Origin of the sequence: Primorskyibacter flagellatus (assembly GCF_900176485.1) — a bacterium.
Taxonomy (GTDB): Bacteria; Pseudomonadota; Alphaproteobacteria; order Rhodobacterales; family Rhodobacteraceae; genus Primorskyibacter; species Primorskyibacter flagellatus.
Genome location: NZ_FWYD01000002.1, coordinates 381,814 through 404,094 on the forward strand (window position 1 = coordinate 381,814; position 22,281 = coordinate 404,094).

Consider the following 22,281-nt stretch of genomic DNA (forward strand, 5'->3'; position numbering starts at 1 on the left):
AGAGCACTTTGTCAGCAAATATAAAGCGACTGTGACCTCCCTCCGCCAGCATTATCTGGTTCAGGTTCAAAGGGTACGTCTCAGCTTGGCAGCGCCCCCGGCTAAAGCGACATTAGGCAAGCCTTGATACGGCGTCAATCGCCATGGGAAACTCTGGCCCGGACATCACTGTGCCGGGGCTTTCAACTTTTCTATGATTCAGGGCGGTCTGATTATTCAACGCCGGGCTGCGGTTCTTCCGGAGTGATCCGTTCCAGCGGATAGTCCCAGAACTGCCATCCATCAGTCCCTTCGGGCAGCCAGTAGACATTGCTATACCCCCATTCGATTGCGCGTTTGGCGGCGTTCCAGCTCATCCAGCACTCTGCAAGGCAGAAGAAGAGGACCGGATGCGTGCTGTCATTTTTCGTGACATTGGCCAAACCGCGTCGGAAATACCCTTCTGTGACGTCCGCAATGGCCCCGTAGCCGACATTGGGCAGCCAGATCGCGCCGGGGATGGAGTCTCGCGGTTTGTCGCGCCAGATCGTGCCTTCGGGCAGGTTGGCGGGTTTCGGGGCTTGCGGCAGAACATCAATGAATGCGGTCTGGCCCGCTTGCCACAGGTCATGTGCCGCCTCCGGCCCGACGACCGTGCCACCCGACAGGGTAGACGGGACCGGCCCCCGGTAGCGGTCCATCCGGTAATCCGCGGGTTCGTCTTCAGCCACCACACTGACTGGCAGTCCCACAAAAAGCAGGATCGCCAGCATCCGGATCATTGGGACAGATCCAGAACCGTATCCCCAAGGTCCGAGACCAACGGCACGCCCGCATCAGCAAGCAGAGCGTTGATTTCATCCTGATTGCGTCGAATGAGCGAGTTCAGCTTGCGCTGCCAAACTTTTTCACCCTGTCGGACGCCCATCGTGATCCGGTAGTAAAGTTTGGGCGGCAGGGTTTCCTTGATCAGCGGAATGGCTTTCATACCCGGATGGGATTGTTTGACCAAAGGACCTCCGATCGGCCCCCAAATGATGGCGGCGTCGATCTCTCCGCTTTCAAGGTCGGCCAGCATGTCCTCTGAAGGGCTTTCGTACCGTCTGTCAACAAACAGATGGTAGGCCTTTGCCTTCCCTATCAAGCCGTTGCGCGCCATATGGGTAGCAGGCGGGCTTCCGGCGATGATCCCGATCTTCAACCCCTGCAAGCGTTCATCCGACAGCACGGTGACGTCGGTCAACGGGCCGTCCTTCGGAACGATCAGCACATATGTCGATGTCAGATAATGATTGGTGTTCAGCACAAGCTCATGGCCCTGCGCATAACCAATGATCACGTCGCATTTCTTGATCTTAAGCGTGTTGCGGACAAAGCCGGTCGCCATCGGATACCAGGTATATTGAACGGGCAGACCCAGCTTTTCGCCGACCAGCTCTGCCAGCGCGTTTTCATAGCCAGATCCGTCTTGCATGGACATCGGGGCATTGGCTGGATCTGCGCAAACCCTCAATGCGTGCGTCGAGACAAGATCAGAGGTCTGCGCCTGCGCCACACCGGCGCAAAGCAACAATCCCAAAAACCCTGACGCGACAAGGCGCATCGTATCAGCCCATGCAATCATTTTCCATCTCGCGGATCAGATCGGACTTGGCTTCTTTCTTGGCCGGGCGACCACGCGGCACCGCATCCATGCCACGGGCTTTGAGGTAAACATAGATGTCATTGAGATAGCACATCACGTTCGGGTTGTCGCCAAAGTGCGGCATGACCGAGTTGCCATTCTGACGACCATTCACCACGACATCATAAAAATCGTAATAGTCCAGATGCACGGCGGAATTCTTGATCTTCGGCGCATAGGTGGACCCTTCGCCATCCGGGCCATGACAGACATGACATTCCGAATGATAGCGACGGAAACCCGAGAAGGTCATCCAATCGACGGTTCCATCCTCGGCTACCTTGTAGGTAGGAATATCATCTTCGGTGAAGTACATGCCATCGTCCTCATAGGCGACAGCGACTTCATCAGCGTGTTCTTCGGGCTTTACCGGCTGATCGCTCGAGCTTTGGGCAAAGGCTGCAAGGGGAAGCAGCGTCGATACGGCGGCGGCAAAGAAAAAATGGGATGCGGTGCGCATCATGGCTGTTCACCTTTCGGACAGTCGTTAGGGGAGGTCCGGCACACGGATGCGCCGGACCCAGCTCTTGAAGCGTCATCGAGCCTTAATCCGGCAGTGCGAACACGGTCAGCTGACCACCCAACGCGGTATAGTCGCTCAGAGCGGCATAGCCACCCACGGCACCCAGACCGTCATTCGGGTTCGTCAGACCAGCCGCAAGACCGATCCCGGCCCAGCCGCCAATACCAGACAAGATGCCGATATACTGCTTACCTTCAAACTCGTAGGTCATCACGTTACCGATGATGCCAGATGGGGTTTTGAAGCGGTACAATTCGTCACCTGTGGTCGCATCAATCGCCTTCAGATAGCCTTCGAGCGTGCCGTAGAAGACAATGTCACCCGCAGTTGCCAAAGCACCGGACCAGACCGAGAACTGCTCGGGGATGGACCACTTGATCTCACCCACCGTGTTGTCCCAGGCGATGAAGTTACCCATGCCGCCATGGCTGTCGGGTGCCGGATACATCGCCAGCGTCGCGCCGACATAGGGCTGACCGGCGGTGTAGGCCACGCGGAACGGTTCGTAGTCCATGCAGACGTGGTTGGTCGGGACATACATCAGCTCTGTTTTCGGCGAGTAGGCCGCAGGCTGCTGGTCCTTGGACCCAAGCGCCGCCGGGCAAATACCGGTGGAGTTGACGTCTTCGCCATTCTGCTCGGTCGAGTACTGCGCGACAACGGCCGGACGACCGTATGTCTCGGATTCGGGGTCCATATCGACACCGGTCGTCCAGTTCACAGCCGGATCGAACTTTTCCGCCACCAGCAATTCGCCGGTTTCGCGATCCAGGGTATATCCCAGACCGTTCCGGTCGAAATGCGTCAGCAGCTTGCGCTCTTCACCATCAATTTCCTGCTCCGTAAGGATCATTTCATTGACGCCGTCATAATCCCACTCGTCATGCGGGGTCATCTGGTAGAACCACTTGGCCATGCCGTCATCGGGGTCACGCGCCATGATGGTCATCGACCAACGGTTGTCGCCCGGGCGTTGCGCAGGGTTCCAGGTCGAAGGGTTGGCAGAGCCGTAATAGAAGAGGTCAAGCTCCTCGTCGTAGGAATACCATCCCCACGTCGTGGCGCCGCCGATCTTCCACTGATCGCCTTCCCAGGTCTTGATAGAGCTGTCCACGCCGATCGGCTCGCCCAGATGGGTGGTCTTTTCCGGGTCCACCAACAGTTGATCGTCGGTGCCGACAGAATAGGCGCGCCACTCAAGTTCGCCCGTTTCCATGTTGTAGGCCGTGACATGGCCCTGAACACCGAATTCACCGCCCGAGATACCGACAATGATCTTGTCCTTCACCGGAAGAACCGTCGCGGTGTTTGTCTCGCCTATCGACGCGTCGCCGTTCTGTGCTTCCCACTTCACCTCGCCGCTCATGGCGTCCAGCGCGACCACTTTCGTGTCGGCCTGATGAAGGAAGATCTTGCCATTGGCGTAGGCAACACCGCGGTTCACGGTATCGCAGCACATCACCGGGATGACATCCGGGTCCTGCTTTGGTTCGTATTTCCAGACGATCTTGCCGTCCTGTGCCAGATCAAGCGCATAGACGATGTTCGGGAACGGCGTGTGAACATACATCATGTTGTCGATCACCAGCGGCGAGCCTTCGTGGCCCCGCAGCACGCCGGTGGAGAATGTCCATGCAACCTGAAGGTCGCCGACGTTTTCGGCGTTGATCTGATCGAGTTTGGAATATCTCTGGTTTTTGTAATCGCCCGTCTGGATCGCCCATTGTGCCGGGTTGTCCATCAGCGTCATGAGATCGTCATTCGCCATCGCCATACTGGCGCAGCAAAGGGCGATGCCCGAGGTTAACATTCTAAGGGTCTTCATTTCAGTCCTCCCGAAATACACGGCTTTCGCCGCCTCATGGCAAAACGGGGCTTAGCCCATCTGCCGCTATGTACTGCCCCGCCAGCTCTCTCCTCCCGGCGGGGCAGACATTTCTTATGTCACGAACCTTCGTCAGTCGCCTCAGTTTCGTCAGAATGGCTCGCTAGAAACGCAATCACATCTGCGCGGTCCTCTTCTTTACGAAGCCCGGCAAAGGACATCTTCGTGCCCTTGGCGAAATCGCGCGGTTTTTCCAGAAAGGCAGCCAGTGCTTCGGGCGTCCAGACATCCCCGGCTTCGCCCATTTCCGCCAGAACCTTGGAGTATTTGAAGTCTTCCACACTGGCGATCTGCCGCCCCATGATGTTGTTCAGGACCGGCCCAACCTTGCTTTTGGCGTCCTCGCCCACATCGTGGCAAGCTTGGCATTTGCGGAACACTTTTTCGCCTTTTTCCGCATCACCTGCCATCGAGTGGCTTTCGGCCATGACGGCAAGCGGAAGAAGTGTCGCAAAAGCTGTGCAGATTACTGTTTTGAACATTTTAAGCCTCTATCTTACTGGTCTTGAAGCAAACGATCTGCGTGCCAGGCAACGTGATCGCCTGCGAAGGAGTTCACAAAGAAATACGAATGGTCGTAGCCTTCCTGCATCCGAAACACCCCTGGCTGCCGATTGCGCATCATGGCCTCGGCAAGTGTTTCCGGCTTGAGCAGGTCCAGAAACTGGTCAGATCCACCTTGATCGATCAGCAGGTCGCCTTTCCATCCCTTGTCGTCCATAAGTAGCACGGAGTCGTGCTGGCACCAGCTTGATTCGTCATCTCCAAGATAGGCGCTTAGCTGCTTTCGACCCCAATCGCTTTGGGTGGGGTTCGCAATCGGCGCGAAAGCGGACAGTGAATCGTACATATCAGGATTGCGCATCGCGATGGTCAACGCGCCGTGCCCGCCCATCGAATGCCCGGTTATCCCGTGCCGGTCGAGGATGGCGAAATTCGCCAGCACCAGATCACGCAATTCGCTGGTGATGTAGTCATACATCTGGAAATGCGGACGCCAGGGGTTGCGCGTCGCATTGACGTAAAACCCGGCGCCCTGCCCCAGATCATAGGCGTCGTCATCCGCCACGTCGTCGCCGCGCGGCGAGGTGTCGGGAAAGACGAGCGCAAGACCGTGTTCGGCCGCATGTTCCTGAAGCCCGGCTTTCACCATCGCGTTTTCATGCGTACAGGTCAGACCCGACAGATACCACAGAACTGGCACCTTTCCGGTCTTTGCCTGTGGCGGCAGATAGACGGCGAAGGTCATGTCGCATCCGCAGGCGGTCGAGGCGTGTTTGTAAACGCCCTGAACGCCTTCGAAGCTACGATTTTCAGAAAGAGTTTCCATACCGGATCAGAACTCCACCACGGCACGGATCGACTTGCCTTCATGCATCAGGTCAAAGCCGTGATTGATCTCGTCCAGCGTCAGCTTGTGCGTGATCATCGGGTCGATCTCGATCTTGCCATCCATGTACCAGTCGACGATTTTCGGCACATCTGTGCGGCCCTTGGCGCCGCCAAACGCGGTTCCGCGCCAGACACGTCCTGTCACCAGTTGGAAAGGTCGCGTGCTGATTTCAGCCCCCGCAGGTGCCACGCCGATGATGATTGATTCGCCCCAGCCCTTATGCGCGCATTCCAGCGCCGTGCGCATCACGTTCACATTGCCGGTCGCGTCAAAGGTGTAATCCGCACCGCCCTTGGTAAGCTCGACCAGATGCGCCACCAGATCGCCCTCGACCTTCGAGGGGTTCACGAAATCGGTCATGCCGAAATGCTCGGCCATTTCGATCTTGTCGTCATTCAGATCGACACCGACGATCTGATCACAACCCGCCAGACGCAGGCCCTGCAAGACGTTCAGGCCAATGCCGCCCAGACCAAAGACAACCGCGCGGCTGCCAATCTCTACCTTGGCAGTGTTGATGACAGCGCCGATGCCCGTGGTGACACCGCAACCGATATAGCAGACCTTGTCGAACGGCGCGTCCTTGCGGATCTTGGCCAGCGCGATCTCTGGCACAACCGTGTGGTTGGCGAAGGTCGAACAGCCCATGTAGTGGTGGATCGGTGTGCCATCCAGCATCTTGAACCGCGTCGTACCATCAGGCAGCAGACCCTGACCTTGTGTCGAACGCACCTTCTGGCACAGGTTGGTCTTGGGGTTCAGACAGTATTCGCATTCGCGGCATTCGGGCGTGTAAAGCGGGATCACATGATCGCCCACCTCCAGCGTGGTCACACCTTCGCCGACCTCGATCACGACGCCTGCGCCCTCATGGCCAAGAATTGCCGGGAAGATGCCTTCGGGGTCGTCACCGGAACGGGTAAATTCATCCGTATGGCACAGGCCCGTGGCCTTGATCTCGACCAGCACTTCTCCCTTGCGGGGCCCGTCCAGTTCGACTTCCATGATTTCCAGTGGTTTACCTGCCTCAACGGCCACGGCAGCACGAGTTCGCATATGTATTCTTCCTTCCTTTGCGCGCCGACACGTTTTACCGGCCACGCATTTTTAACGGATTATGGTAGGGGGCAGTATACCAAACAATGCAGACTATGGTGGGCATTGGGAAGCGTAGACTTGCCTTGCGCCCTCGGGCATCTTTTATCTGGGAGGATTTTTCAAATGGTTCACGCCAGAATTCTAGTGCTCGCCGGGTTGTGTCTTGCGACCCCAGCCCTCGCCACCGATTTTTCGGATCCGACATGGCCCTGCGTGCAGCGCAAGGTGGGGCAATTGTCCGTTGGCCTGATGTGGGCGCATCCGGTCCCGGACACTGTGCCGAAGGCGATACAGGACGACGTGAATACGCTTGCCGACACATTGGCCGTCAGGCGAATCGAGCTTGAGACATTACGCCCCGATATTGCCGCCTTTGCTGCGCAGGTAGAGGGAGATCCTGACGCTTTGGGTCTGGTGTTCAAGCAAGTGTTCGACCGTTTGTCCCGCCGGCGCGGCCGGATCATCCACGGCATCGAGGAATTTTCGCTTAGCCAGATCGGGCTGAGCGAAAAGATCGAAGCCGCGCGCAGCGAGATGGCAACGCAACTGGCAACCGAAGACCCGGATTTTGACAGGGTGGACGCGCTGGAAGAGCAACTTGACTGGGATCAGCTGATCTATTCGGACAGGCAGAAGAACATCACCTATCTGTGCGAAACGCCGACACTGCTGGAAAAACGTCTGTTCGGGATTGCCCAGATGCTTCAGGCAGAGGTCAAGGACAGCTGAACCCTATTCCCATTCAAGCTCTGTAAAGGCAACGGTGGCGTTGCGCGGATTATACGCCTCGAACAGGTGCCAATGCTCCGCCTCGTCGGCCGCGATGGTCTTTACCGCGTCGCCAAGCCGCGTGCCGTCGGCAATCGCGGCGCGGGTGTCCGTGACAAGCGTTTGCAAGTAGCGTTCCAAAGCGGCGGCGCCCGCCGGCCAAGGCAGTGACGCCGCGCCATGTCCGGGCACGACTCGCAGGGCTGCTTGCGCTTTCATCCGCGCCATAACGTCCTGCCAGCCAAGAACGCTGCCATCCAGCGCAGGCGTGTGCTGATCGAACACAAGATCGCCGGCGAATAGCGTTCCGCTTTTTGTATCGAACACCGTGAGATCCGCGGGCGTATGGGCTGTGGGCCAGGCCGTCAGGGTCAACACTCGATTCCCGAGGTCGATCTGATCCTCGGCCCCGATCCGGTGTGAGATGTCCGGCGAAACCGTTCCGATCATCGCCTCTTCACCAATCAGGCGGTGCAGGCTTTCAAGGTAGTTCGCCTGCCGGTCGGCAAGCGCGCGCGGCAGCCTTTCGTGACCGACCAACTCTGCCCCTGCATCCGCGAACAGCGTCGCGCCGAAGACATGGTCCGGGTGCATATGAGTCAGGATCACATGACTTACCGGCTTGTCTGTACGCTGCCGGATGCTGCGCCACAGCGCCTCGCCCATCCAGCGGGCAGAGCCGCTGTCGATCACCGCGACCGAAGCGTCGCCAATGACAAAGCCCAGATTGGACACGTCCCCTAGATTGACCTCGTCAGGTTCCTCGATCAGACCCGAATGGACGAAGACACCCTCTGCAATCTCATCCACCGCCAGTGCAGCGCCCTTCGGTTGGCAAAAAGCGGCCGTTCCCGCAGGCGTTTGCGGCGGGGCCTCTGCCAGCGCCGCCTCGCAGGCCTGTTGATTGTCGGCCTCAAATCCCGGCAGCAGCATCTCGCGGCACGGTCCCGCGCCTGCATTCAGACAGATCAACACGACAGCTTCGAACATCGCCCTCCCTCCTAACAGGTCACAGGTCGCGCGCGGAAACGTGTGCGGCACCGACCAAACGCTCTATATCAGAAAACCTGAATTTGTGTCATAATTCGCTTTGTACCCATGCAAGAGGAGGAGGCATGGCCAATCCAGCCATTATCACGGCGGTCGTTGTTGCGTTGTTCGCATCGCCCGCTTTCGCCGATGACCCGATCACGAACCCGTTAACCGAAAGCGCAACCTGGCAGGACCTGCGCCCGGATATTCTGGGGGACGCCCCGCTTGCCGATGGGGCCGCCATCATCAGTGTCGATGCGCCTTACCGCGCGCATGATGCCGCGACGGTTCCAGTGGTGCTGCGCCAGCTTGACCCATCGCTGCCGATCAAAAAAGCAACTGTGGTCATTGACGAGAACCCGGCCCCCGTGGCCGCTGTCATGGAATTTTCCGACGCAATGGCCCCGCTCGATTTCGAGTTGCGCGTGCGCGTGGACCAGTATTCCAATCTCCGGGTGATCGCAGAAACAGATCAGGGCCTGTCCATGTCGGGCCGGTATGTCAAAGCCTCTGGCGGCTGTTCCGCTCCCGCAACCAAGGACCCCGAACAGGCACTGGCCGGCATTGGCAAGATGAAGCTGCGCCTGTTTGGCGAGCCTGCCATGTCTACACCGCGTCGCGAGGCGCAGATCATGATCCGGCACCCGAATTACTCCGGGCTGCAACGCGATCAGGTGACACAGCTGTTCATCCCCGCGCATTTCATCGATCATATGGAGGTCTGGCAGGGCGAGGATCTGCTGTTCACTGTCGATGGTGGCATCTCGATTTCCGAAAACCCGGTCTTTCGATTTTCCTACACCGATAACGGTGCCGAGATGCTGACCGTCAAAGCCACGGATACCGATGGCAACAGCTTCGCGCATGATCTGAGCAAAGCGGCGCAGGGCTGATCGGCCCGACACCCTCAGAAACAGATAATCTCTGCTTCGGCCTGCGCGCGGCGCAGGTCGGCCACCAAAGCCTCGGCCACGACGGCGCTGTTGAAAACGGCCATGCGTTCGCCCCCCGTGCGCCGCATCGAAAGGACCGTTTCCGCCTGCAAGTATTTTTCGTATGGCAGGATTGTGGCAATCTCATCTATCGAGCAGGCGCATTGTTGCAGCACCTCGCGGCTGCGCCCGTTCGTGGCCATACAGGCAAAGACGTAATCCGCGCGAGCGGCTGTCGGGTAGTCGTTATATTGCTGTGCAACGCTTTGCGCGCTGGCCGCCAGCGGTGCAACTGCCAGAATGAGCGCGCAGGTCAGGCCTTTCATCTCGTTTCCCCCAGCGTATCAAACGTGATCTCCGAATGGTAAACCGGGCCGTCGCCCGCACCGGGCGCATCTGCCGTCATGCTAAGATACCAGCCGGGCACGTCCTCGGACATCACCACCTGCATTTCCAAGTCGCCGAAGCCTTGCATCCGGTCGCGGTTCGGGTCGTCCTTGAACGGGAACAGGCTGACCGTCTTTGTGGCCACCATGCGCCCGTCAACTTCTGCTTCGCCCTCGATCACCTCCGACGTCTGGATCAGCGCGTCCTTGACCCGATTGCGGATGTAAAAAGGACTGCCACCCGCCGATTCCGCCATGTCGCGGATGACCGATTCATAAAAGACCATGATCATCGGATTACCGACGCTGGCCGGGAAACGCCCCATACCGCGCATCTTGTCCTCTTTGTGGAATGAGATTTTCAGCATCCCATCCTCGTCGGTCGAAAAGTTCAGCGCGATGTCTCCGGTGTCTCGCTCGCCCGCCTCTGGTTTCAAGGCGTTGGTGACCTCGCGGTGATAGAACAGCGTTTTGTCTCGGCTGATCTCGTCCAATGTTCCATTGCGGAACAGCAGGTCATAGGTCTTGGCCCCGTCCGCCGAATTCGCGACGGCTGGTGCCGCCAATAGTGCAATCGCAAAGGCCAGTTGTTTCAGCATCATAAAATTCCTCCCTCAGCCGAGAGTATTCCCCTGTCCGGCAGTGTCATGCCCGACTTTCGGCTGCACTCCGGCGGTGTGCTCCTTGACCTTCCATTCGATCAGCGGACGCAGGCGCGACAACTGCAATGGTTTGGTCATGACTGTGAAGTCCATCCGCTTCCCGGCCCGCAACAAGCTTTCCCGCCGATCGGCGGTTATCATGATCGCCGGGACATTCGTGCCGGTTTCCCGGCGGATGGTCTCTATGGTGCGCAGGCCGGTATCCGCGCCGTCCAATTGATAATCCACCAGCATGATGTCCGGTGGCATTCCCATATCCCGAACAAAGTTCACGGCTTCTTCGGTGGACGCCGCAGGCAATACGCTTGCCCCCCAGCCCTGCAAAGTCTGTGTCGTGGCAAACAGCACATCCGCGTCATTCTCTACCACCAAGGCGATATGATCCAACGGCACGTCACCAAAGCTCAATGCCGCCTTCACGGGTTCGGAGTCGCCGATGGAATCGCCCACGCGGTCCATCTCGATACAAAAGACCGATCCAACGCCCAGTTCTGACGACATCCAAAGCCGGTGCCCGAGATGGCGGCACGTCCGTTCGACAATCGACAGGCCCAGCCCGACACCTGAACCGACGGGCACATTTCCGGCACGAGCGAATTCTTCGAAGATGCGGCTTTGATCTTCCTCACCGATGCCGATGCCGGTGTCCCAGACCTGCAATTCGACCTTGTCACCGCGACGCCTGCACCCAAACAGAACCTTGCCGCCCGGCTCTGTGTACTGGATCGCGTTCACCACAAGGTTCTGAATGGACCGCAGCAGATAGACCGGATCGGACCGGACATGATGATTGCACGGCACCATCACAAGCTTCGCGCCCTTTTGTTCGGCCAGCGGGGTCTGATCCTCGTAGACACCTTGCAAAATCGTGCCGAGGTTCAGCGTGCGGGCCGTCACCGCATCCTCTTCGATACTGTCCAACCGCGATATATCCAGCAGGGCATGCAACAATTGCTCAATGGACGTGAAAGCCCCTTTCAACCGCTCTGTCAGGGGGGCGTGCGGCGACCCCATAGTGTTTTGTTGCAATGTCGCAATCAACAGCTTGGCGGCATTGATGGGCTGCAACAGGTCATGGCTGGCCGCCGCCAGAAAACGGGTCTTGGACGACACCGCAGCTTCGGCGCGCTCCTTGGCAAAGCGCAGCTCTTCCTCGACGCGGGCCTTTTCGTCATATTGTTCCGTAAGGCGCGCATTTGCGCGGGTCAGTTCTGCCGTGCGCTCCTGCACCCGGTTTTCCAGCATCTCGGTTGCGCGCGCTTCCAGCGTGACATCCTTCAGTTCGACCAGAAAGCCGCCATCCGGCAGCATATTGGCCTGAAGATCAAAGACCCTGTCGGTGACACTGCGCACCCGCTGCCGAAACCGTCCGCTGCGCAGCAACCGCGCCTGCCATTGTTCGACCATCAAAATCGTGGCACCTTCGATCACCCCGCGTCGCGTGAGAAAGGCCAGCAGGCTGTGAAGCGACATGCCCTTTTCCACAGCACCGTAGGGCAGGCCCAACAATTGCCGGAACGGCAGGTTATGCATCATCACCCGGCCCGTCGAAGAAAAGGTACACACGCCCGAGGTCATGTTCTCGAACACCGCCTGAAGGTAGTCGGCCTGTCTGTCGATCAGCCGCTCTTTCTCGGTCCGGTTCTGCCGCACGATCGACGTGATTTCCGTCAACAACAGGATGCGCGTTCCGGCAGAGGTCCGCTCCATGTTCAGCCGGTACCAGCGGTCCTCGGTCATCTCGATCACGACCGACAACGTCGGGGCGGCCACATCCGCTTGCGTAATTTTCCGGTCCAGTGACAGGACATGCGCGCTTTGTGTCAGAAGGCTGAAATATCCCGTCAGGCTAAGCCCCGGAACCACCTGATCCGAGACATCCTGCAAGAGGTGCTGAAAAAGATCGTTGCAAATATCGAGCTGCTTACCGGTGAACAGCGCCAGCCCGTCACCCATCGCCGACAGCGCCTCGTCCAGATTGCGGCGGGTGCGCTCTCGATCATATTGAACGCTTTCCAACTCGGTCGCCGCCCGTTCCAGATCACGGGTCTTTGCAGCGACCTGCGCCTGCAACTCGATGGCCGATTGAAAGGCGCTATACGCTGTCGTGCCAACCTCGTTTTGCCGCGTAGCCCGCCTGACCAATGCCGCAATAATCTTGGATTGGCGTGCGACTTGAATATCCGGTGCTTCGGTCGGGTCGATCATGTCCATTGCCCGTGCCCCCCGTCGCTTTCAAAGAACGCGACGCCGACAAAGGTCTGGTTCATATGCAGCCCGCAATGCTGCTCGCCATAGGTGTTGAAGCCAAGAACCCGATGCCGACGAAAGATCTTGGAGACGTGCCTGTCGAGCTGCTTTTCTTCGAATTCCAGCTTTCGCAACACGCAATCGAAGGCAAGGATGAAATCCGGTGCCCGCCCCGCCGGGTCGCGCACATCCAGCTCTGCTTCCAATGTCTCGATGATATTCTTGCCGCGGCCCAGCATCATCACCAGCCCGTCGTCGATAGCGGCAAGAAACGACAGCGACTGGCCATTCGTCAGGGCAAAGATCGCGCGGACATAGTGGTTTTCGTTATGGCAGACCAGCATCGGGTTTTCGGCAAAAACCTGCGGCGACAGATCCTCGACTGCACAGCCGACCAATCGCGCATATTCCTTTGCCGCCGGGGCACCGTTTATCTCGTGGACCAGACGCTCTTCGGTGTTGGCATCGGTGATGACCAGTTGCTTGCCGTTTGGCAGGAAGTGGTCAAAGCTGAGGCCTTGGAATTGCAGGTTCGTCTCGACCATCAGCAGCAGTGCCGCGTTGCCATGGAACGCGCCGTTATGCAGGATGAAGGTTTCGCCAAAGGCCAGACCATCCCCGGCAGAGCCGCCGAAGACCGGAATGCCCTCCAGCACGGTTTCCAGAACCGAGGCCAGCAGATCCTCTTGTTTCGACAGACCGTCGGCAAAAACCAAGGCAAGCCGGTTCCAGCCCGGTGTGCGCAGGAACTGGCTGTTCTGGCGTTTGACCTGGCTGATAATCGGCGCGATGGACAGGGGTTTCAGCGGTTTGAACAGGATCGAGGAACAGCGGAAATTCTCTTTGTGAAACGCGATCAAAAGCAACGCGTCTGTCTCGTAGCCAGCAGGCGTGATCTGTCCCGCCGTCGTGCAGCCAAACACCGGCACACCGTCCAGCCTGTCAGCCAAAGCATCGGCCAGAACGCCCGCGTCCAATCCGGACGGTGCCAACACCAGCACAAAACACGTCTGCACAAGGTCGATACCCGTCGCGGCCTCCTCGACCGCGTCGCGGGCATCAGGGGCGGTGGATTGCGCCACCGTCACAAATTTCGGACCAGAGCAGGGGTTGGTGTCTCGCATATCCGTCCTACTAACGGCAGAGGAACGAAAGCGCCTCCGGCTCCTCGACCGATTCCAAAGCCTGGGCATGGGCCGCCTCGACCATCAGGGCGGCCTGCGTTCGGTTGCTGACACCAAGGCGTCGCAGCAGCGCCGTGATATGCGCCTTGACCGTCGCCTCGGCCAGATCAAGCTCGTAGGCGATCTGCTTGTTCGGCTTGCCTTCGCATATCAGCTTCATCACCTTCTGCTGCTGCGGCGTCAACGCGGCCAGCTTGGGGTGAATGTTCTCCAGCAAATCCTCGGGCGTTTCGGCGGGCCGGGCCTGACGGTAATCCTTCGGGACATATTTGCGCCCCGCCGCGATCTCTGCCAGCACGGTCTGGATCACGTTCGCAGGCGTGTCCTTCGGCAAAAAACCGGCGGCACCCTCGTTCATCAACGAGGTCACAAGCACATGCGACGTCATCGAAGAGATGACCAAAATCGGAATATCCGGCACATGCGCCCGCAACGAAATGAACCCCGAGATGCCATTCACATCCGGCAAGACCAGATCAAACATCACCAGATCCGGGTGAAACCCCGATTCCAGCAATGCGAGCGCCGCTTTCAAAGATCCGGCCTTTTCTACCTGACAGTCCGCAAAGACCCCGCCCAAGGCCGACGCAAGCGCATCGCTGTATAGCGGATGGTCGTCAACAATCAGCACCGAAGAGATTGTCTCTTCCGGAACCGCAACGTCAAAGTGTTGCATAGCAGTAGCCTCCCAGTTCAAGAAGCTAGCTTAGCGACGATTTTTTGCAACCGTTTCAACGCATCTAAGATCACTTTCCGCCCATGTCCGCAGCCATCAGGCCTTTTGTTTCGCGACATGGGTCGCGATCAGATCCATCAGGGGCGGGGACAGGCAATCATAGGGCGTCAACCCCAGCTCTGTCAGGCGTCCGCGGATCTCGTCCATGCGGGACGGGTCCACCCCGGCTTCAATGATTGACGAGACAAACGCCGCGAAGGTCGGTGCCGCCCACCCCTTTTGCGCGGACAGTTCGGTATGCACGAAATCCAACCCATGAAACGGGTGTCCGGTATCCTCGATCCGGCCGACCATGTGCGTTCCGCAATCGCGGCAGGCATGGCGCTGGATTGCGGCGTTTTCGTCAACAATCCCCAGTTTGTCCGCATTTTCAGTGACTTTGACATTGCTGCGCGGCGTCACGGCGACCTGACTGAAGATCGCACCCTTGGGCTTCCAGCATTTGGTGCAGCCGCAGACGTGGTTATGCGCAGTCTGGCCAGAGATTTCGACCACCACCGGATTGGTCTGGCACTGGCACCGCAACGTCCCGCCGCCGAAATTCGGGTCTTCCGGCGGGATGCCACTGTCAACTTGTGGATGAATTTTCACATGCGTGTATTTGGGCGTGGTGTCGGCAGTGTCATTGCTTCCACCCCCGAACAGATTGTCCAATAGTCCCATGGTCGTGTCCTCCCTTAGGCAGTGCGTCCAGTGTCGAACGCTGTGCGCAAGCCTCTGCCTGTCGGGCGTGTCTGGCAATTCAGCGCTTAGTCTTAACTCTGGCATGCGATTGCAGGAAGGACCGGACAAAGCCGCGCAAGTCCGGGGTGTTGGCATCCGGCGCGAATATCGCCCGGTCGAGACCGTCCAAAAGGCGGCCGTCCTCCGGCCCGGCCCCGTCCCGGCCCACCAAGGCATATGCCGCGCGCCTGACCTGAGCGGGCTCACCCGCACGCGCCGCCCGCGCCATCTGTCGTGTCAACGGATCGAGGATCTTGAGCCGCCGCCTTAATGCCGTAGCGTCGGGGCGCCTGCCGGACACCATCCAGCCCAGACCGGCACCGAAGATCAGCAGCGCGACAAAGGCGACCGGCCATCCGGGCAGGACAGACGGGCGCGCGGGCGGTGGCACCGGAGGCAGCGCAGTTTCGTCATAGGCTACCCGCTGAGCCGAGATCGTGACATCGCGCATCACCCGCGCGTCAGTGTCGAAATACTCCAGATGCAGCGGCTCCACGATGGTGGAATAGGCATTGCCCGGCCGGATCGTCCAGCGCCAGAATACGAAAGTGACCGGTCCTTCCGGCGAAAGCTCTATCAGGCGCTTTTCGGGATGGGCGAAAACCATGCCCGACGGCGAATGAAGCTCTGGCATCGGCGGCACCATTTCCGGAGTCACGCCGATGGCCTTGATGCGGACGATCCGCAACACGCCCTCACCCGCCTTCAAACGGTCCGGCGCGTTCGACCATTGGTCGGAAATCTCGACACGTTTGGCCGGGAACCACCAACCGCCCTCCGGCAGATCCGGCGGGGCGGCGACCTCTACCGTCACCGGCGGCGAGGTAATATCATGCGCGAACCAGTCATCGCCTTCATCGGTCAGGGTCAGATGATGCGTGAAGGGCCCGATGGTCAATGTGCCCGCGTCTTCGGGATATAGCGCCATCCGGCGTTCCATCACCTTGACGGTCTTGCCGTTCAGACGCTCCTCGCTCCATTTATCAGGGCCCAGCTGCGTCCAGTTGAACCCTTCCAACGCAGGTTGTTCCAGTTTCTCAAGGGTGATGTGCCGACGATAAACCCCGCGGATCAGGATCGGGATCATCTCGCGGGCATAAGGTTGTGCGTCCTGCTCCAGAACAGTGACCGTCAGTTGCAGATCCTGCGGCTCGACGTTGCGCGATTGTGCCAAAACCGGACCCGCAAAAAGCATCGTGATCAGCAGACAGACCATCCTCATCGCGGATCCTCCGGCGTGGGTGGCTCCAGCCCCAGGGCCTTTCGCCGCTTACGTTCCTGCGAGATACGCGCGGCGAGGTATTCGCCCGGCACATCTGCCAATTGCCGTAGCCAGCGTTCATCCGCCACCATGAACCGGTCGTCGAACACGCGCCGCACCTTCTGGGATGCGTTGCTGCGCAGTTCGACATTGCCAAGCATGGCCGACGCATTGGTGACCTCATCCCCCGTCCCGGCGGCGCGCGCATTGCCCTGCGCGACAAACGATTCCTCAATTACGCCTTCTTTTTGCTCTCCGAACAGCCCAAGAACCTCCGGGTCGATCCCAAGCGATGCATAATAAGCAGCAATCAGGTCAAAATTGGCCTGTGCGTCGCCGTCTCCTCCGGGAATCACACGATCATAGGCCTCAAGCGCGGCCGAATATTTGCCATCCCGCGCCTGCGCCGTTCCAAGATTGTAATAGGCCCGGGCATCGGCAAACGCTTCTGCCGCGTCGGACAGCTTCCGGGCGCGATAGAGCGCAACCCCGCGCCACTGCGCATCCTTGAATAGGGGTGTCGCCAATGCGGGCATTCCTGCCGACAGCAGGACCCGGCCGAAACCGGACGTTCCGCCGAGGATCAGGGCCAACGCGGTTGCGGCGGCAGCTATCAATGCCAGCACCTTCATGTCATCTGCCTGCGAAACAACATCAGCATCGGGATCAGGGCCAACGCCAACAACGCCCGCCCCATGTCACGCCAGAACAAAAGCGGATAGGATTGTTGTTCCAGCCGGTCACGCGCCTGCCCCGTCAACCAATCGGATAGGTCGTCCGGCGCGTCCAGCGACATCAGCGTGCCGCCACCAATCGCGGCATGTGCCTCCATCTCGGGCGTTAACGGGCCGAAAGCGATGATCGACAGCCGCGCGCCCTCCGCCGCAATCCGCTCTGCCACGGTCAGACTGTCAGGGCCCAGCCCTGCGCCATCGGTGAACAGGACCACATCCCCGGCCAGCACCTCTGCTTCGGTCAGCATCACACCTGCAAGATCCAACCCGCGTTCCGGCCGTGATCCGGGATCAGGCACCGTTTCGGGACCGATCAGCGACAGGGTCTGGCCCAACTGTTTGTGATCCGCCGTCAGGTCCGTGGCGACATAGGCATCGCCTGCATACACCACCATCCCGCCGGGACGCGAGCCGAGCGACGCAATCCCGAACCGGCCCATCGTGACCAGATCCTGCCAGCGGGGGCTTTCCGTCACGCTGGGCGAGGCGTCAACGACAAGAACAACACCGTCGAGATTTCGGAAGGACACCGCATCGCGTCTTTCCACCGCCGGACCGGACAGGGCCAGCACCGCGACGGCAGCCGCCCCGACTGCGGCAATCAAAGGCACCCTGTCACGCCGTGTCTCGACCCGCCCAAGCGCTGCCATTGCCCGCAAAAGCTCTGGCCGAATGGCGCGTTCCCACCCACCGATGCCGCCCTGATGGCGGTACAGCCACACGGCCAGCACTGCGAGGACGGGTAGCGCCAGAAGCCACAGGGGCCGCAGCAATGTCAGATCGCCGATCATGCGGATTGTTCCCGCCATGCAAGGCCAACGCACCCCAGCATTGCCAAGACTGCGGGCCAGATCCAGAATTCGGCATAGACCTCTGCCGACAGCCCGTCGCTGTCGGTGGCCTCCAGCCGGTCCAGCGCTTCGGTGACGGCGACAAGGTCTTCGGTGGTCCGCACGCGAAAGCTCTGCCCGCCCGACACGTCCGAAATGGCCCGCAGGGTCGTGGCATCGACCACGCCACGCTCGCCTTCCTCTGCGGTCGTTTCATCCTTCGGGCCAAGCGCGATCGTATGCACCCGAACGCCCATATCGGCGGCCAGTCGCGCGACGCCCTGCGGGTTTGTGGCACCCGCATTATTGGCCCCGTCCGACAGCAGAATGACCACGCGCGTGGCGGCCTCAGACGCTTCCAGCCGTTTCAGGGCCAGCCCCAATGCGTCGGAAATATTGGTCGCGCGGCCGGAAATGCCTATGGTCGCCTCCTCGATCCGGCGGGCGACCGCTTCGGTATCAAAGGTGAACGGCGTGGCGTAATACGCGTCAGAGCCGAAAACGATCAGCGCCACCCGGTCCCCGGCGCGGCGGCGGGCAAAAGCGGACCCGACGGCGGTAACGGCCTCCAGCCGGCTCACTTGCGCGCCGTCGAGATAGAAATCGTCCCGCACCATTGACCCGGACAGATCCAGCGCAATCGCCAGATCGCGGCCCGAGACCTTCAGCGCAGCCACCGGCTCTGGCATCCGGGGGCCGCAAAGCGCCAGCACCGTCAAAACCCAGATCAGCCACGGCAAGGCGCGTTGCAGGCGCGCGGGCATGTCTGATCCTGCCCCGCGGGACCGCCTGATCAGTGCCGCCCCGATGCGTTCAGGCACGGCCAGCGCCGTGCCACCCGCACGGATCGGTGGCAGGAACCGCACCGCCAGCAATGGCAAGGGCAGCAAGGCCAAGGCCCAGGGGGTTGCCAGCTCAAGCATGGCGCGCCAACGCCGCACGCAGGGTCGCGCTGTCCGGCCCGCCATCAGGACGGTACAGGCCGTCACACAGCGCGGAAAACTGCGAAGGGTCGTATAATTTCAGTAAATGAAGCAAGGCTATCCGCCGCTCGGCGTCAGGCAATGCGTCGAGTTCGCCAAGTCGTCGGGCAAGAGTGGGCCGGGCGGGGGCGGGGCGCGGCTTTCGACCAAGAAACTGCCGGGCGATCAGGCCAATCATCAAAGCCGCAATTGCCGCTAAAGCAATTGCGGCGGCAAGCTCTGCGCCCATCCCGCCCGTCGCTTCCGCCGGAAGCCGGATGTCGCGCAGCCCGGCCTGCAAGGCGTGTTCGCTCAGCGCCCTTTCGTTCATGGTGTGCGATCCGATGGCAGGGATGTCGCCAGTCGGCGCGCGGTTTCTACGATTTCTGCGCCTGCATTCACGAGCAGCGCGGGACGCCCGGCAATGGTTTCCATCTCTGGTGGCGTCGCGGATTTGTCGTGCATCGCGACGCGTATCCGCCGGCCATCGGGCAACCGAATAGGGTAGCGCCCCGCTGGCAGGTTGTCGGTTGCCCCGTCGACCACCCGTATCAGACGCGGCACCCGACGCCGCGCCAGAGATGACAGCCTATCGGCCAATCCCTCGCCCATATGGTCAAAACCGGACGCGATAAGCACCTCTGCCCCGGCGGACACAAGCCGCTCTGTCCGCGACAAGGCCTCGTCCAGCGTGCGATCTTCGGAATGTCCGTCTATCACCGATTGCAGCGCCATGTCATGCGCCCGCGCCAAACCACCTATGACATCCAGCATTCCCCGCGCCCGGCCACGCGGTGCCACGACAACCTGACCATCCGGCAACATGGCCAGCAATCCCACGCGCCCGCCTTCGACCACGATGCGCCATCCAATCAGGCACAGCGCCTCTGCCGCGGCGACGGACCGGAAGGCGCGCGAAATTCCCCACAGCATCGAAGGTCGAAAATCCGCCACCAGCAGCGATACGCGGTCGCGCTCCTCGTGGAATTGGCGAACATGCAATGCGCCGGTGCGCGCCGTTGTACCCTTGTCGAGATGCCGTATATCGTCGCCCGCCACATATTCGCGCACATCGGCCACCTCTTGACCGTGGCCCTTGCGCCTGATGGCAAAGCCGCCCGGCAGCGCGGCGAGCACCGGTTCGTCCAATGGACGCAAGGCCACTTGGCGCAAGGCGATCAGCTCTGTCGCGGACAGCGTGACGCCCGGTGCCTTCAACGCGGCGGTCACAGCGCCTCGACCGCGCCAAGGATGGTGGCAACCACGTCGCGCTGGCTGCGGCCTTCGGCGACGGCGCGCCATGACAGAACCATCCTGTGCGCCATCGTGTCCCCGGCAAGATCGGCGACATCCTCCGGCAAGGCATAATCCCGCCCCCGCAGATAGGCCCGCGCCTTGGAGGCCGCAGCCAACGCCAGCGATCCACGCGGCGAGACGGCATGTTCGATCTCGGCGGCCAGCTCCCCTTTACGCGTCGCGGTCACAAGGCGAACGATATAGTCGCGCAGTTCCGGTGACAGATGCACCGCCATGGCCTGCCGCCGCGCCTCTTGCAGGGCCGCCAGCGGCATCTGCCCCGCTGCGACGGGCGGCTGGGCAGCCTCGGTTTCGACCAGATCAAGGATCTGCCGTTCGGTCTGTGCGTCAGGCAGGTCAAGATTGACGTAAAGCAGGAACCGGTCCAACTGCGCCTCTGGCAATGGAAACGTGCCGTCATGCTCAATCGGGTTCTGCGTTGCGACGACCAGAAACGGGTCCGGCAGGGCATGAGTCTGGTTGCCAGCCGTGACCTGCCCTTCGGCCATCGCCTCCAGAAGCGCCGATTGCACCTTGGGTGGCGCGCGGTTGATCTCGTCCACCAGCACCAGATTGTGAAAGACCGGACCGGGCACAAATTCAAACGTGCCGGTTTGCGGACGAAACACCGGCGTCCCGGTCAGATCGGCAGGCATCAGATCAGGCGTACACTGGATCCGGGCAAAACTGCCTTCGACCGCGTTTGACAGCCATTTGACCGCGCGCGTCTTGGCCAGCCCTGGCGGCCCTTCCAGCAAAAGATGCCCACCGGTCAGCAAAGAGATCATCAGTCGCTCGATCAGCCGCTCGTGTCCGACAAGGCCCTGCGACAGATAGCCAAGCAGCGATCGCATGTTCTCTGGTGGGCTGTTTGGCAATGCGTCCATGTATCCTCCTCGTCGCCTTTTCGGCGCCATTTTGCGGAGATGTTAGGGCATCGTTTGACACAGCACTATACCGTCGTAAGTCGCATCATTGCGTGGCGGCGCGACAGTCCGGATCGAGAATGAGTGAGAACCGCGGATCGGCTCGCGTAGCCTCTGTCAATGCTGCCAACCGGTCGAATTCGGTATCGATATAGTCGATGAAAGCGGGTTCTGTTGTCTGGTCCACAGCCGAACCCGCAACCGCGTGCATCATAAACACGTCAAATTCGCACAGCCTTGACGGGTTGGACCGGAGCAATGCCGACATGAACGCTTTGGAACCCCAGGGCAGGCGATGCGTATTCAGCGGCACTTCCTGAAGCTTTGACAGGAAAACAGGGTCGCGCCGTATCAGCAGCACGTCCATCCCGAAGGTGAAGCTTTGAAACAACTCTTCGATCAGTATGGACCGATAATAGGCCTCCTCCAGCGACCCCGGCGGGGACACTGCCTGCTGGACCATCAGATGCGTCGTGGCCCCGCGCCTGCCAAAGAAGGTCTGCGCCATGGCCGGGGAATTTGCCGCGTAAAATCGTCCGGGCAGCAGTCCCAGCCCGTAGGCGTCATTCATCCAGTCAAGATCCTGCGTCAGCGCCTGATTTGGGGGAAAACCTGAATAAAGCCGCAGAATGGCGGTCCGACCTGATCCGCATGACCGCGCGTGCCGCCCTGCGTAGCGCATCGGAAGCGGCTTTCCAAAGACATGGCGGGCCAGTGCGCGGAACGTGTCCAGCACCGCCAGCGATTGCGCGGTCGGCGGATCACCAATAAGGCACAGCGCCGCGCCCGACAGGTCGCGCCCGTTGATATGGATCGGGATCGACATATCCCGACCCAGCATTGTCGAACGCAGCTGATAGTTCCAGCCGCTGCGCGCCAGCTCAAGAAAGCTCTGCCGATCCGCAGCGCGCCCCTGCCCTGCGACCAGAAGGACCAAAGCCACGACACCACAAAGAAACAAACCGCCACGCATGGGCAGAGTTTAGCGGGATTGGGGCCAACTTCCACTCTGAAGGCGGCTCTGGGTCATGTTGCGC

General features: G+C 60.2%; 24 protein-coding genes and 1 riboswitch. Of the genes, 2 read left to right on the forward strand and 22 right to left on the reverse strand.

Translation table 11 applies throughout. The annotated features are described in order from the left end of the window. Nucleotides 1–20: 20 nt before the first annotated feature. A riboswitch (TPP riboswitch) is annotated at nt 21–109 on the reverse strand. Nucleotides 110–212: 103 nt separating this feature from the next. The 7 genes from B8991_RS04680 to B8991_RS04710 all read right to left on the reverse strand — a co-directional run bounded on the left by B8991_RS04680 (nt 213) and on the right by B8991_RS04710 (nt 6,520). After that, nucleotides 213–761 carry a PQQ-dependent catabolism-associated CXXCW motif protein gene (locus B8991_RS04680; protein ID WP_084350795.1) on the reverse strand — a complete coding sequence of 183 codons (549 nt, stop codon included), beginning with the start codon at nt 759–761 and terminating at the stop codon, nt 213–215. Then, nucleotides 758–1,603, reverse strand: a complete 846-nt coding sequence (locus B8991_RS04685; RefSeq protein WP_084350797.1) for a substrate-binding domain-containing protein — start codon at nt 1,601–1,603, stop codon at nt 758–760. Before B8991_RS04685 ends, B8991_RS04680 begins: the two co-directional genes overlap by 4 nt. Beyond that, nucleotides 1,587–2,123 (reverse strand): c-type cytochrome, methanol metabolism-related, encoded by a 537-nt coding sequence (locus B8991_RS04690; protein ID WP_084351160.1) that lies wholly within the window; start codon nt 2,121–2,123, stop codon nt 1,587–1,589. Before B8991_RS04690 ends, B8991_RS04685 begins: the two co-directional genes overlap by 17 nt. Nucleotides 2,124–2,208: 85 nt before the next feature. Then, nucleotides 2,209–4,011 carry a methanol/ethanol family PQQ-dependent dehydrogenase gene (locus B8991_RS04695; RefSeq protein ID WP_084350799.1) on the reverse strand — a complete coding sequence of 601 codons (1,803 nt, stop codon included), beginning with the start codon at nt 4,009–4,011 and terminating at the stop codon, nt 2,209–2,211. 119 nt (nt 4,012–4,130) lie between these two features. After that, a complete protein-coding gene (locus B8991_RS04700) occupies nt 4,131–4,553 on the reverse strand; it encodes a c-type cytochrome (RefSeq protein WP_084350801.1) in 423 nt (140 codons plus the stop codon). A 14-nt stretch (nt 4,554–4,567) separates the two neighbouring features. After that, a complete protein-coding gene (fghA, locus tag B8991_RS04705; protein ID WP_084350803.1) occupies nt 4,568–5,401 on the reverse strand; it encodes an S-formylglutathione hydrolase in 834 nt (277 codons plus the stop codon). Nucleotides 5,402–5,407: 6 nt separating this feature from the next. After that, the gene (locus B8991_RS04710) at nt 5,408–6,520 is read right to left on the reverse strand and encodes an S-(hydroxymethyl)glutathione dehydrogenase/class III alcohol dehydrogenase (protein WP_084350805.1); all 1,113 of its coding nucleotides are present in this window, start codon (nt 6,518–6,520) and stop codon (nt 5,408–5,410) included. A 165-nt stretch (nt 6,521–6,685) separates the two neighbouring features. Between B8991_RS04710 and B8991_RS04715 the strand changes: the two genes are divergently transcribed. Then, complete coding sequence (locus B8991_RS04715) at nt 6,686–7,291, forward strand: hypothetical protein (RefSeq protein ID WP_084350807.1); 606 nt, start codon at nt 6,686–6,688, stop codon at nt 7,289–7,291. Nucleotides 7,292–7,294: 3 nt separating this feature from the next. Here the strand turns inward: B8991_RS04715 and B8991_RS04720 are convergent, their stop codons facing one another. Further along, nucleotides 7,295–8,320: a quinoprotein relay system zinc metallohydrolase 2 gene (locus B8991_RS04720; RefSeq protein ID WP_084350809.1), complete on the reverse strand. Its 1,026-nt coding sequence runs from the start codon at nt 8,318–8,320 to the stop codon at nt 7,295–7,297. A 125-nt stretch (nt 8,321–8,445) separates the two neighbouring features. On the opposite strand from B8991_RS04720, the gene B8991_RS04725 reads away from it, so the two are divergent. Further along, a complete protein-coding gene (locus B8991_RS04725; protein ID WP_084350811.1) occupies nt 8,446–9,255 on the forward strand; it encodes a quinoprotein dehydrogenase-associated SoxYZ-like carrier in 810 nt (269 codons plus the stop codon). Between the two features lie 14 nt (nt 9,256–9,269). On the opposite strand, the gene B8991_RS04730 is transcribed toward B8991_RS04725, so the two are convergent. The 14 genes from B8991_RS04730 to B8991_RS04795 form a co-directional block, all read right to left on the reverse strand. After that, nucleotides 9,270–9,620, reverse strand: a complete 351-nt coding sequence (locus tag B8991_RS04730; protein WP_084350813.1) for a hypothetical protein — start codon at nt 9,618–9,620, stop codon at nt 9,270–9,272. After that, nucleotides 9,617–10,282: a hypothetical protein gene (locus tag B8991_RS04735; protein WP_143514489.1), complete on the reverse strand. Its 666-nt coding sequence runs from the start codon at nt 10,280–10,282 to the stop codon at nt 9,617–9,619. Before B8991_RS04735 ends, B8991_RS04730 begins: the two co-directional genes overlap by 4 nt. A 12-nt stretch (nt 10,283–10,294) precedes the next feature. Then, complete coding sequence (locus B8991_RS04740) at nt 10,295–12,550, reverse strand: ATP-binding response regulator (protein WP_179141431.1); 2,256 nt, start codon at nt 12,548–12,550, stop codon at nt 10,295–10,297. After that, entirely contained in the window at nt 12,547–13,716 is a 1,170-nt protein-coding gene (locus B8991_RS04745) for an FIST N-terminal domain-containing protein (RefSeq protein ID WP_084350817.1), read from the reverse strand. Before B8991_RS04745 ends, B8991_RS04740 begins: the two co-directional genes overlap by 4 nt. 10 nt (nt 13,717–13,726) lie before the next feature. Continuing rightward, nucleotides 13,727–14,452 carry a LuxR C-terminal-related transcriptional regulator gene (locus B8991_RS04750; RefSeq protein ID WP_084350819.1) on the reverse strand — a complete coding sequence of 242 codons (726 nt, stop codon included), beginning with the start codon at nt 14,450–14,452 and terminating at the stop codon, nt 13,727–13,729. A gap of 96 nt (nt 14,453–14,548) precedes the next feature. After that, nucleotides 14,549–15,175: an S-(hydroxymethyl)glutathione synthase gene (gene gfa / locus B8991_RS04755; RefSeq protein ID WP_084350821.1), complete on the reverse strand. Its 627-nt coding sequence runs from the start codon at nt 15,173–15,175 to the stop codon at nt 14,549–14,551. Nucleotides 15,176–15,254: 79 nt separating this feature from the next. Then, a complete protein-coding gene (locus tag B8991_RS04760) occupies nt 15,255–16,457 on the reverse strand; it encodes a BatD family protein (protein ID WP_084350824.1) in 1,203 nt (400 codons plus the stop codon). After that, nucleotides 16,454–17,128 (reverse strand): tetratricopeptide repeat protein, encoded by a 675-nt coding sequence (locus B8991_RS04765; RefSeq protein WP_084350826.1) that lies wholly within the window; start codon nt 17,126–17,128, stop codon nt 16,454–16,456. The genes B8991_RS04760 and B8991_RS04765 overlap by 4 nt, the downstream gene beginning before the upstream one ends. Next, nucleotides 17,125–18,039: a vWA domain-containing protein gene (locus B8991_RS04770; protein ID WP_235866540.1), complete on the reverse strand. Its 915-nt coding sequence runs from the start codon at nt 18,037–18,039 to the stop codon at nt 17,125–17,127. Before B8991_RS04770 ends, B8991_RS04765 begins: the two co-directional genes overlap by 4 nt. After that, nucleotides 18,018–18,983, reverse strand: a complete 966-nt coding sequence (locus B8991_RS04775) for a VWA domain-containing protein (RefSeq protein ID WP_084350831.1) — start codon at nt 18,981–18,983, stop codon at nt 18,018–18,020. Before B8991_RS04775 ends, B8991_RS04770 begins: the two co-directional genes overlap by 22 nt. Beyond that, nucleotides 18,976–19,353, reverse strand: a complete 378-nt coding sequence (locus B8991_RS04780; protein WP_084350833.1) for a hypothetical protein — start codon at nt 19,351–19,353, stop codon at nt 18,976–18,978. The genes B8991_RS04775 and B8991_RS04780 overlap by 8 nt, the downstream gene beginning before the upstream one ends. Beyond that, a complete protein-coding gene (locus B8991_RS04785; protein WP_084350836.1) occupies nt 19,350–20,252 on the reverse strand; it encodes a DUF58 domain-containing protein in 903 nt (300 codons plus the stop codon). Before B8991_RS04785 ends, B8991_RS04780 begins: the two co-directional genes overlap by 4 nt. After that, nucleotides 20,249–21,205, reverse strand: a complete 957-nt coding sequence (locus B8991_RS04790) for an AAA family ATPase (RefSeq protein WP_084350838.1) — start codon at nt 21,203–21,205, stop codon at nt 20,249–20,251. The genes B8991_RS04785 and B8991_RS04790 overlap by 4 nt, the downstream gene beginning before the upstream one ends. 85 nt (nt 21,206–21,290) lie before the next feature. Then, the gene (locus B8991_RS04795) at nt 21,291–22,217 is read right to left on the reverse strand and encodes a hypothetical protein (RefSeq protein ID WP_084350840.1); all 927 of its coding nucleotides are present in this window, start codon (nt 22,215–22,217) and stop codon (nt 21,291–21,293) included. Nucleotides 22,218–22,281 lie beyond the last annotated feature (64 nt).

What these genes read in the sequence shown, in the direction of transcription:
- B8991_RS04680 (WP_084350795.1), bottom strand. Translation starts at nt 761, where the DNA reads ATGATCCGGATGCTGGCGATCCTGCTTTTTGTGGGACTGCCAGTCAGT.
- B8991_RS04685 (WP_084350797.1), bottom strand. Translation starts at nt 1,603, where the DNA reads ATGATTGCATGGGCTGATACGATGCGCCTTGTCGCGTCAGGGTTTTTG.
- B8991_RS04690 (WP_084351160.1), bottom strand. Translation starts at nt 2,123, where the DNA reads ATGCGCACCGCATCCCATTTTTTCTTTGCCGCCGCCGTATCGACGCTG.
- B8991_RS04695 (WP_084350799.1), bottom strand. Translation starts at nt 4,011, where the DNA reads ATGAAGACCCTTAGAATGTTAACCTCGGGCATCGCCCTTTGCTGCGCC.
- B8991_RS04700 (WP_084350801.1), bottom strand. Translation starts at nt 4,553, where the DNA reads ATGTTCAAAACAGTAATCTGCACAGCTTTTGCGACACTTCTTCCGCTT.
- fghA (WP_084350803.1), bottom strand. Translation starts at nt 5,401, where the DNA reads ATGGAAACTCTTTCTGAAAATCGTAGCTTCGAAGGCGTTCAGGGCGTT.
- B8991_RS04710 (WP_084350805.1), bottom strand. Translation starts at nt 6,520, where the DNA reads ATGCGAACTCGTGCTGCCGTGGCCGTTGAGGCAGGTAAACCACTGGAA.
- B8991_RS04715 (WP_084350807.1), top strand. Translation starts at nt 6,686, where the DNA reads ATGGTTCACGCCAGAATTCTAGTGCTCGCCGGGTTGTGTCTTGCGACC.
- B8991_RS04720 (WP_084350809.1), bottom strand. Translation starts at nt 8,320, where the DNA reads ATGTTCGAAGCTGTCGTGTTGATCTGTCTGAATGCAGGCGCGGGACCG.
- B8991_RS04725 (WP_084350811.1), top strand. Translation starts at nt 8,446, where the DNA reads ATGGCCAATCCAGCCATTATCACGGCGGTCGTTGTTGCGTTGTTCGCA.
- B8991_RS04730 (WP_084350813.1), bottom strand. Translation starts at nt 9,620, where the DNA reads ATGAAAGGCCTGACCTGCGCGCTCATTCTGGCAGTTGCACCGCTGGCG.
- B8991_RS04735 (WP_143514489.1), bottom strand. Translation starts at nt 10,282, where the DNA reads ATGATGCTGAAACAACTGGCCTTTGCGATTGCACTATTGGCGGCACCA.
- B8991_RS04740 (WP_179141431.1), bottom strand. Translation starts at nt 12,550, where the DNA reads ATGATCGACCCGACCGAAGCACCGGATATTCAAGTCGCACGCCAATCC.
- B8991_RS04745 (WP_084350817.1), bottom strand. Translation starts at nt 13,716, where the DNA reads ATGCGAGACACCAACCCCTGCTCTGGTCCGAAATTTGTGACGGTGGCG.
- B8991_RS04750 (WP_084350819.1), bottom strand. Translation starts at nt 14,452, where the DNA reads ATGCAACACTTTGACGTTGCGGTTCCGGAAGAGACAATCTCTTCGGTG.
- gfa (WP_084350821.1), bottom strand. Translation starts at nt 15,175, where the DNA reads ATGGGACTATTGGACAATCTGTTCGGGGGTGGAAGCAATGACACTGCC.
- B8991_RS04760 (WP_084350824.1), bottom strand. Translation starts at nt 16,457, where the DNA reads ATGAGGATGGTCTGTCTGCTGATCACGATGCTTTTTGCGGGTCCGGTT.
- B8991_RS04765 (WP_084350826.1), bottom strand. Translation starts at nt 17,128, where the DNA reads ATGAAGGTGCTGGCATTGATAGCTGCCGCCGCAACCGCGTTGGCCCTG.
- B8991_RS04770 (WP_235866540.1), bottom strand. Translation starts at nt 18,039, where the DNA reads ATGGCGGGAACAATCCGCATGATCGGCGATCTGACATTGCTGCGGCCC.
- B8991_RS04775 (WP_084350831.1), bottom strand. Translation starts at nt 18,983, where the DNA reads ATGCTTGAGCTGGCAACCCCCTGGGCCTTGGCCTTGCTGCCCTTGCCA.
- B8991_RS04780 (WP_084350833.1), bottom strand. Translation starts at nt 19,353, where the DNA reads ATGAACGAAAGGGCGCTGAGCGAACACGCCTTGCAGGCCGGGCTGCGC.
- B8991_RS04790 (WP_084350838.1), bottom strand. Translation starts at nt 21,205, where the DNA reads ATGGACGCATTGCCAAACAGCCCACCAGAGAACATGCGATCGCTGCTT.
- B8991_RS04795 (WP_084350840.1), bottom strand. Translation starts at nt 22,217, where the DNA reads ATGCGTGGCGGTTTGTTTCTTTGTGGTGTCGTGGCTTTGGTCCTTCTG.